This is a genomic window from Acidovorax sp. LjRoot204 (assembly GCF_056175785.1).
Window position 1 is genome coordinate 38,560 of record NZ_JBGFFF010000016.1, and the last position, 8,351, is coordinate 46,910.

9 protein-coding genes and 1 pseudogene are annotated in these 8,351 nt (G+C 63.0%); 5 read left to right on the plus strand and 5 right to left on the minus strand.

All coding sequences use genetic code 11. The features are described 5' to 3' along the window. Positions 1–108: 108 nt before the first annotated feature. From AC04MI_RS05385 to AC04MI_RS05405, 5 genes are all read left to right on the plus strand, one after another. Positions 109–1,122, plus strand: coding sequence for a sugar ABC transporter substrate-binding protein (locus AC04MI_RS05385; RefSeq protein WP_056057916.1), 1,014 nt, complete (start codon positions 109–111; stop codon positions 1,120–1,122). Between the two features lie 81 nt (positions 1,123–1,203). Then, positions 1,204–2,163, plus strand: coding sequence for an ABC transporter permease (locus AC04MI_RS05390; RefSeq protein ID WP_057270395.1), 960 nt, complete (start codon positions 1,204–1,206; stop codon positions 2,161–2,163). A 2-nt stretch (positions 2,164–2,165) separates the two neighbouring features. Further along, on the plus strand, positions 2,166–2,972 hold the full coding sequence (locus tag AC04MI_RS05395; protein ID WP_288851775.1) for an ATP-binding cassette domain-containing protein: 807 nt from the start codon (positions 2,166–2,168) through the stop codon (positions 2,970–2,972). Between the two features lie 10 nt (positions 2,973–2,982). After that, on the plus strand, positions 2,983–3,435 hold the full coding sequence (locus AC04MI_RS05400) for an RbsD/FucU family protein (protein ID WP_288851776.1): 453 nt from the start codon (positions 2,983–2,985) through the stop codon (positions 3,433–3,435). 13 nt (positions 3,436–3,448) lie between these two features. Continuing rightward, on the plus strand, positions 3,449–4,690 hold the full coding sequence (locus tag AC04MI_RS05405) for an ROK family transcriptional regulator (RefSeq protein WP_476497243.1): 1,242 nt from the start codon (positions 3,449–3,451) through the stop codon (positions 4,688–4,690). Between the two features lie 190 nt (positions 4,691–4,880). Here the strand turns inward: AC04MI_RS05405 and AC04MI_RS05410 are convergent, their stop codons facing one another. The 5 genes and pseudogenes from AC04MI_RS05410 to AC04MI_RS05430 all read right to left on the minus strand — a co-directional run. Further along, a complete protein-coding gene (locus AC04MI_RS05410; RefSeq protein WP_436077550.1) occupies positions 4,881–5,690 on the minus strand; it encodes an HAD-IIB family hydrolase in 810 nt (269 codons plus the stop codon). A gap of 33 nt (positions 5,691–5,723) precedes the next feature. Beyond that, complete coding sequence (locus tag AC04MI_RS05415; protein WP_288851778.1) at positions 5,724–6,782, minus strand: acyltransferase family protein; 1,059 nt, start codon at positions 6,780–6,782, stop codon at positions 5,724–5,726. Continuing rightward, the gene (locus AC04MI_RS05420; RefSeq protein WP_436077551.1) at positions 6,772–7,731 is read right to left on the minus strand and encodes a glycosyltransferase family 2 protein; all 960 of its coding nucleotides are present in this window, start codon (positions 7,729–7,731) and stop codon (positions 6,772–6,774) included. Before AC04MI_RS05420 ends, AC04MI_RS05415 begins: the two co-directional genes overlap by 11 nt. A gap of 10 nt (positions 7,732–7,741) precedes the next feature. Further along, on the minus strand, positions 7,742–8,089 hold the full coding sequence (locus tag AC04MI_RS05425; RefSeq protein WP_056057932.1) for a DMT family transporter: 348 nt from the start codon (positions 8,087–8,089) through the stop codon (positions 7,742–7,744). Beyond that, a pseudogene (locus tag AC04MI_RS05430) lies at positions 8,082–8,351 on the minus strand (hypothetical protein); the annotation flags it as partial. The gene AC04MI_RS05425 and the pseudogene AC04MI_RS05430, both read right to left, overlap by 8 nt.

An 8,351-nucleotide genomic window follows, 5' to 3' on the forward strand; every position in this document is an offset into this window, starting at 1 on the left:
TCGGCCACTATAGTTCGATCCCATCCACCCGACAAGAGTGGTTCACCTGCCAGCCGCGCAGCACGGGGCCGACAGGAATCTGCCATCCCAAAACCCGGAGACAACGCCATGCAACGCACCCCCGCTTTCGCGCTTTCTGCCCTTGCCCTCACCGGCGCCCTGGCCTGTGGCCTGGCCCAGGCACAGACGTCCGAACCCGTCATCGGCCTTATCACCAAGACCGAGACCAACCCCTTCTTCGTGAAGATGAAAGAGGGCGCCACGGCCGAGGCCAAGAAGCTGGGCGCCAAGCTGGTGTCGGCGGCAGGCAAGACCGACGGCGACAACGCGGGCCAGGTCACGGCCATGGAGAACCTGATCGCCGCAGGCGCCAAGACCATCCTCATCACCCCCAGCGACGCCAAGGCCATCGTGCCCGCCATCAAGAAGGCGCAGGCACGCGGCGTGATGGTGATTGCGCTGGACAGCCCCACCGAGCCCATGGATGCGACGGATGCGCTGTTTGCCACCGACAACTACAAGGCGGGCGAGCTGATCGGCCAATACGCCAAGGCCGCGGCTGCAGGCAGGAAGCCCGTGATCGCCACGCTGGACCTGTTCCCCGGACACCCCGTGGGTGCGCAGCGGCACAACGGCTTTCTGAAGGGTTTTGGCCTGCAGGCGAATGACGCCAAGAGCAATGAGCTGTCGCGCCCCGCCGAAGTGGTGTGCATGGCCGACAGCTTTGGTGACCGCGCCAAGGGCCAGACCGGCATGGAAAACTGCCTGCAGAAGAACCCCGACATCAACATCGTCTACACCATCAACGAGCCCGCCGCTGCCGGTGCCTACAACGCGCTCAAGGCCGCAGGCAAGGAGAAGAACGTGCTCATCGTCTCGGTGGACGGTGGCTGCGCGGGCATCGCCGACGTGGGCAAGGGTGTGATCGCTGCCACCAGCCAGCAGTACCCGCTGCGCATGGCCGCGATGGGCGTGGCGGCAGGCGTGGAATACGCCAAGACCGGCAAGAAGGTCAGCGGCTACACCGACACCGGCGTGACGCTGATCGCTGCCAAGCCCATGGCGGGCGTGGACAGCAAGGATGTGAAGACCGGCACCGACCTGTGCTGGGGCGCTAAATAAGCGGCCTCTGCTGATCTGGCGCCAGGCAAGCCGCAACGGGCCTGCCTGAGCGCCCCCTTTGTCCACCCGCACGGAGCCGCCATGTCCTCGACCGCATCCAAACTACCGCCGCTGGCCACGCTGGGGCCGTTCATCGCGCTGATCCTGGCGTGCGCCTTCTTTGCCACGCAGAGCGAACGTTTTCTGTCGGCGCAGAACTTCGCACTCATCCTGCAGCAGGTCATGGTGGTGGCGGTCATCGCCATTGGTCAGACGCTGGTGATCCTCACCGCGGGCATCGATTTGTCGTGTGGCATGGTCATGGCACTGGGTGGCATCGTGATGACCAAGATGGCGGCGGACTACGGCCTCTCTGCCCCTGTGGCGATTGCCTGCGGCATGGCGGTGACCATGCTGTTCGGGTTGATCAACGGCCTGCTCGTCACCAAGATCAAGCTGCCGCCCTTCATCGTTACGCTGGGCACGCTCAACATCGCGTTTGCCGCCACGCAGCTGTACTCGGGCGCGCAGACCATCACCGACATCCCCGCTGGCATGACCGCACTGGGCAACACCTTCCAGCTGGGGCAGACCGCCATCGTGTGGGGGGCCGTGCTCATGCTGGCACTGTACCTCGTCACCTGGTTTGCGCTGCGCGAAACCGCGCCCGGCCGCCACGTGTACGCCGTGGGCAACAGCCCCGAAGCCACGCGCCTCACCGGCATTGCCACCGACAAGGTGCTGCTGGGCGTGTACGTGCTGGCGGGCCTGTTCTACGGCATCGCGTCGGTGCTGTCGGTGGCCCGCACCGGCGCGGGCGACCCGAACGCGGGCCAGACCGAGAACCTCGACGCCATCAGCGCAGTGGTGCTGGGCGGCACCAGCCTGTTTGGCGGGCGCGGCATGATTTTGGGCACGCTGGTGGGGGCGCTGATTGTGGGCGTGTTCCGCAATGGGCTCACGCTCATGGGCGTGTCGTCGGTGTACCAGATCCTGGTGACCGGCATCCTCGTGATCCTGGCCGTGGCCACCGACCAACTCTCGCGCAAAGGAGTGCGTTGATCATGACCACCTCCCCACACACCACGAACGCCCCGCTGGTCATGCAGGCCAAGGGCCTGGTCAAGCGCTACGGCCAAGTTACTGCACTCGACGGCGCCGACTTTGAGCTGCGCGCCGGTGAAATCCTGGCCGTAATCGGCGACAACGGCGCGGGCAAGTCGAGCCTGATCAAGGCGCTGTCGGGCGCCACCGTGCCCGACGAAGGCGAGATCCTGCTCGACGGCCAGCGCATCCAGTTCAAAAGCCCCATCGATGCGCGCAAGGCGGGCATCGAAACCGTGTACCAGGACCTGGCCGTGGCCCCGGCCATGACGATTGCTGAGAACCTGTTCCTCGGCCGCGAACTGCGCCGCCCCGGACTGCTGGGCAGCGCGCTGCGCATGCTCGACAAGAAAAAGATGCTCGAAGAAAGCGTGGCCCGCATGGCTGAGCTGAAGGTGGGCATCCGCTCCATGACGCAGGCGGTCGAGACGCTCTCGGGCGGCCAGCGCCAGTGCGTGGCTGTGGCGCGCGCCGCAGCGTTTGCACGCCATGTCGTCATCATGGACGAGCCCACTGCCGCCCTCGGCGTGAAGGAGGGCAACATGGTGCTGGAGCTGATCCGCCGCGTGCGCGACAAGGGCCTGCCCGTCATCCTCATCAGCCACAACATGCCCCATGTGTTCGAGATTGCCGACCGCATCCACATCGCCCGCCTGGGCAAGCGCGCCGCCGTCGTCAACCCCAAGAAGATCAGCATGAGCGATACCGTGGCCGTGATGACCGGTGCCATGGCCGCGTCTGACCTGCCCGCTGAATGCCTTGCCTGAAGACGCTGCCATGCTCAAAAACATCGACCCCCTGCTGACCCCCGACCTGCTCAAGGTGCTGGCCGAGATGGGCCATGACGACGCCATCGTGCTGGCTGACGCCAACTTCACCGCCATGAGCCTGGGCACTGGCAAGCCTGTGCTGCGCCTGCCCGGCATTGGCATGGCGCGCGCTGTGCAGGCCGTGGCCAGCGTGCTGCCCCTGGCGCAGGATGTGCCGCACCCCGTGGCCTATATGCAGGTGGGCGGCACCGAGGCGCCGTACCGATCAGCCCTGCAGCGCGAAACCATGGCCATGCTGGCGCGCGAGGGCGTGGCCAGCGCGCAGGCCGAAGGCGTGGAGCGGTATGCGTTCTACGAGCGCGTCAAAAAGGCCTATGCCATCGTCGTCACTGGCGAACTGCAGCCCTGGGGAAATTTCCTGCTGCGCAAGGGCGTCATCGGCGACACTCTGAACGCCTGACCGTTTCATCACCATGCTGGACACCGACGCATCCCTACCCGCCGTTGACAACACTGCCGCCAGCCCCGCGCTGCTGCGCCAGCGTGGCTCCAACCATGTGGGGCTGCGTCAGTTCAACGAGCGCGTTGTGCTGCAGGCGCTGCGCACCCACGGCAGCCTGGCCAAGGCCGAGATGGCACGGGTCACGGGCCTCACGGCGCAGACCATTGGCCTCATCACCGCGCGGCTGGACGAAGACCAGCTGCTGCGCCGCGAAGCCCCGGTGCGTGGCCGCGTGGGCCAGCCTTCGGTGCCGATTGGCCTGAACCCCGACGGSGCCTTTGCCATCGGCATCAAGRTSGGCCGSCGCRGCGCCGAMTGGCTGCTGRTCGACTTCACCGGCCATGTGCGCGAGCGCATCGTGCTCGACTACGCCTTCCCCGACATCGACGTGCTGTTGCCCGCTATCCGCACGCACCTGAACCAGCTGCTCGACGGCCTGGGCCCGCTGCGCTCGCGCGTGGTGGGTGTGGGCGTGGCAGCGCCGTTCCAGCTCGGCGGCTGGCACCGCATGCTGGGGCTGACCGAGGCCCAGTCCGAAGCCTGGAACAACATCGACCTGGCCGAGCAGGTGCAGCAGATGACCGAGCTGCCCGTGAGCTTTGCCAAGGACACCTCCGCCGCCTGCGTGGCCGAGCTGCTGCAGGGGCGCGGGCGCGACATCCCGAGCTTTTTGTACCTGTTCATGGACACCTTYGTGGGCGGCGGGCTGGTCATCAAYTCGCACCTGCATCGCGGTCTGCATGGCAACGCGGGTGCGGTGGCCTCGCTGCCGCTGTCACCCGCCCAGCCGGGCCAGGCCCCCGCGCAGCTCATCAGCCAGGCTTCGCTGTGGGAGCTGGAGCAGCGCTTTCGCGAACACGGACTCGACCCCATGGCCGCCTACGACAAGCGTGTGCTGCAGGCCCCGTGGCTGGAACACAGCCGGGGCTGGATCGCGCGCGCTGCGGCGGGCCTGGCGCACTGCATCGTCTCGGCCACCGCGTTTTTGGACCTGGATGCCGTGGTGGTCGATGGCGCTGCGGCCCCCGAGCTGCTGCAGGCGCTGTGCGAAAGTGCCCGCCACGCGCTGGCCGACTACAACTGGGAAGGCCTGCACCAGCCCCCCCGGCTGGAGCTGGGCACCATGGGCTCGGACGCCCGTGCGCTGGGCGGAGCGCTGCTGCCGCTGCATGCGTGTTTTGCGCCGGATACCGATATCTTCCTCAAGGCTTGATGGTCGTGCTATTGAAACAATAGCTATCACGGCCTATTCCACTAGCGCAAGCGGGCGTTTTCAGTCAAAACTGCTTCCTGGAGGTCTTGCGTACACTGTGCCGTCCCGGGAGCGCTGACCCCGTTGCGTCGATCAGCCAGGGGCTGTGGCGACTGCGCCCTGTTGCGTGCTGCGCTTGCTTCGCTGACAGTCAGCGGCCCGCCAGGATCGCCTGCGCCACTTCGGCAAACCCCGCGCCCCGTTCGCCCTGCGTCACATAACGTGGCAGATGTGTGAGCTGCGGGGCAAACCGCGCGATGTTGGCCACGCCCACGCTGTGGGTGAAGTGCTGGAACATCGCCTGGTCATTGCCCGAGTCGCCCACAAACACCCAGCGGTCCAGCTCCTGCGCAAGGTCGCGGCCCAGCAGCTCGCGCACGATCCAGTTGGCACCCTGCCATTTATTGAAGTCCCCAAAGCAGCCATGGATGTGGATGCTGCTCACCGTGGTCTGCATGCCAGCGCGCTGCAGCACAGCCAGCACCTGCTCCACGATGTCGGGCGCGTGCCGGTCGAACTCTGCATAGTCAAAGGCCAGGTCCGTCTCACGCCCGGCGCTGTCGCGGCTGAGGGCGACACCTGGCACTTCCGCAGCGACCTGGGCGGCGATCTCACGCATGCGCGCCTGGTTGGCATTGCGCGTGGCGGCGTCTTGTTGGTAGCGCTTGACCAGCGTTGGTTGAGCGCCAGAGCTGCGGGTAAATGCCAGGGCACCGTTCTCTGCCACCATGGCATCGACAGGCCAGGTCGAACCGGCAGGCCCCGCCATGAAAGGCTCGCACCAGCCAATCGGCCGTCCGGTGATGGGAATGACCACCAGGCCCGCCGCCTTCAGGTCAGCCAGCGCCTGCAGTGCGTCGGGCGTGATGGCGCCCTCGGTGGTCAGSGTGTCGTCGATGTCGGTGAATATTCCCGCGATGGTGGAGCGAGCGGCCAAATTCCAGTGAGGCAGGGGCAGCATGTGGCAGATGCAGGAAGTGTTCTGGCCTGATGATCAGCGCGCAGCTTGCAGGAGGGGCCTCTCGATGCAGCGGAACCACAGCATGCTGATGCCAACAATTGCAACGGGAAGACCGAGCAGGAAGAAGAGCAATGACTGCGGTTCCGAAATACCAAGGGACATGCGCATTCGACCGCTGGCATCGAGCAGGAAGGTGTGAAGCAGATACAAACTGTACGAAGCATCGCCCACCGCTACCAGCCAGGTGGGCGGTGAAAACCTGGTTTGCTCGAGGCACAGGGCAATGACTAGAGTGGCAACGCCCACCACCCCGAAGCTCGCCGCCCGCATGACTTCGACACGATCAAAAAACGGCGACATGGAACCTACCGCAAAGCCCGAGGCTATCAGCAGGAGGCACAGCGGGATGGTGGTTTGACGTGTTCGAAAGATTGGAGCGCGTCTGTCATAGGCGTGGGCGACCAGTGCTCCTGCCAGGAACTCCAGCCCCAGTCCGGTGAGTCCATACCGTAGCGGTTGGTTGCCTTCAAACACACCTTGCGGGTCGATGATGACCCATGCGATGCCCCAAGCCGCGAGTACCAGCATTATCAAAACGATGGCTTTGATCCGATATCGCGTCGGAACGACTGCAATGGGAATGATCCACAGGTAGAAGTAGATTTCCATCGTCAGCGACCATGCTGGAGGCAGCCAGTTGTCCCAAATGTTGGGGTACAGCAGAAGTGTGCTGAAAATTATCTTCTGCAGTGGTGGCAGGCTCTCCTGGTATGTCCAGACTGTCGTCAGTGCGATGAGCAGCAGAACGGGCCAATAACCCAAATAGATGCGTCGCAACCGCTTCATCGCGAAAGGCTTGATGCCGCTCCCAGGAATGGTGCGCAGGGCCGAGCGGTAGACCACGAAGCCGCTGAGTGTGAAAAAAATGTCTACCCCTGAGAAGCCCCACCGTGTGATCGTGCTGGTTGCAGACAATATCGGCGACAGATCCCAATGAGGGTGCATGTGGAAGAAGAGCACCATCAGCGCAGCAATGCCACGCAGGGCTTGGATCCAGTGCAGGTCGGTTTTGACAGCGGTATCAGTCCTCATCGGATAACTCGGGACTGAGAGCCTCGCGCGGCACGTTGCTCACGTCATAGTGCAAAAAAGCAATCAAAAACTGAATGCCGATAATGAGTGGCAGCGCGGCGAACATCACAGTTCCGCTGGAAGCGGGAACTCCGGTGGCCATTCCGTGGAGCCAATGAAAGCCACCGAAGGTGATGCCTATTAGGCACAACAATGCGCCTAGGACGCTGTATAGGCTACCGATATTGAAATCCCGCAGGAGATACAGGTACACGTAGCGCTTGATAAGCCGAGAAATATGCTTGCCCAAAAATTCAGGCAGTATTTTGGAGACCTTTAGATTCGACTCTTCGGATGCATAGACTGAATCCATGGGAACGTCGTGTACGACCGCTCGAATGGTATTCAAGTGGTAAAGCATATCTGTTTCGAAAAAATACCGGCGCTCCAGTTTCGCAAGCGGTAGTTGGCGTAAAACCGCTGTATGAATAGCGGTGTAGCCATTGGTCGGATCCATTGAAGACCAATAGCCGCAACTGAACTTGGTCATCAAAGATAGCACCGCGTTGCCAAACATCCGCACTGGAGGCATGCCGTGCAGGGATTCGGGCCGATAGAAGCGATTGCCCTTTGTGTAGTCGGCTTGCCTGCGTATGAGAGGTCGTACGAACAATGGGAGCAGCGCTGGGTTCATTTGTCCATCACCGTCAATCTTGACTACGATGTCTATCCCATCGGCGATAGCGGCTTCGTAGGCCGTTACTACGGCACCGCCCACGCCCCGGTTCTCGGGGTTGTAAAGTACGCGGACGCGAGGGTCCGAGTTGTGCTTTTCAATAAAGCGGCCACTGCCGTCAGGACAAGCGTCGTCTACAGCGTAGATGACGTTCACTTCGGGCCCAATGGCGGAGATGACCCCGAGGACATGCTGCAATACCTTGTAGCAGGGAATGGCGACAGCAATGCGCATTTTCGTTTTCTCAGCTGGTGGAGGCCAACGCCACGCCTGCCATGATCAGCGCACCGCCAGCCAGCGTGCGCCAATGCAGAGGCTCGCCAAGGAACATCCAGGCCAGCGTTGGAACGATGAGGAATGCAAGGCCCATGAAGGGGTAGGCAAGATGCAGGGGTACATTGCGCAGAATCCATACCCAGCCCAGCGTTGTGAGGCCGTATAGAACCAGCGACGCGATGAGCCAGCCATTGAAGACAAACGCCTGCCATGTCAACGGCGCTGAGAACGCTCCGGACGCTTTCTTGAACAGGATTTGCCCAACGCTGATGGACAGCACGCAGAGCAGTGTGAGCGCTATGGTGACGTTAGGCATTTTCTTGCTCCGATGTCCGGCAAATGATGGGGAGCAAAACCAGCGGTGCAGTGAAAAACGCCAGAAGGTACCGGTATTCCCCCGCGATCGAAAAAATGAAAACGGCGGCCAGCTGCAGGGCATATGTTCCTGCAATCAGTGCAACGACCTTGTCGCGTTGTTTCATCGTGCGGCGAAGCGCCACTGCCAACAATACGAGCCCGCCCCAGGGTGCCCACAGGATTGCGCGATGCTGGATGGAAAAGTCATACCAGGCATGGAG

What these genes read in the sequence shown, in the direction of transcription:
- AC04MI_RS05385 (WP_056057916.1), top strand. Translation starts at nt 109, where the DNA reads ATGCAACGCACCCCCGCTTTCGCGCTTTCTGCCCTTGCCCTCACCGGC.
- AC04MI_RS05390 (WP_057270395.1), top strand. Translation starts at nt 1,204, where the DNA reads ATGTCCTCGACCGCATCCAAACTACCGCCGCTGGCCACGCTGGGGCCG.
- AC04MI_RS05395 (WP_288851775.1), top strand. Translation starts at nt 2,166, where the DNA reads ATGACCACCTCCCCACACACCACGAACGCCCCGCTGGTCATGCAGGCC.
- AC04MI_RS05400 (WP_288851776.1), top strand. Translation starts at nt 2,983, where the DNA reads ATGCTCAAAAACATCGACCCCCTGCTGACCCCCGACCTGCTCAAGGTG.
- AC04MI_RS05415 (WP_288851778.1), bottom strand. Translation starts at nt 6,782, where the DNA reads ATGAGGACTGATACCGCTGTCAAAACCGACCTGCACTGGATCCAAGCC.
- AC04MI_RS05420 (WP_436077551.1), bottom strand. Translation starts at nt 7,731, where the DNA reads ATGCGCATTGCTGTCGCCATTCCCTGCTACAAGGTATTGCAGCATGTC.
- AC04MI_RS05425 (WP_056057932.1), bottom strand. Translation starts at nt 8,089, where the DNA reads ATGCCTAACGTCACCATAGCGCTCACACTGCTCTGCGTGCTGTCCATC.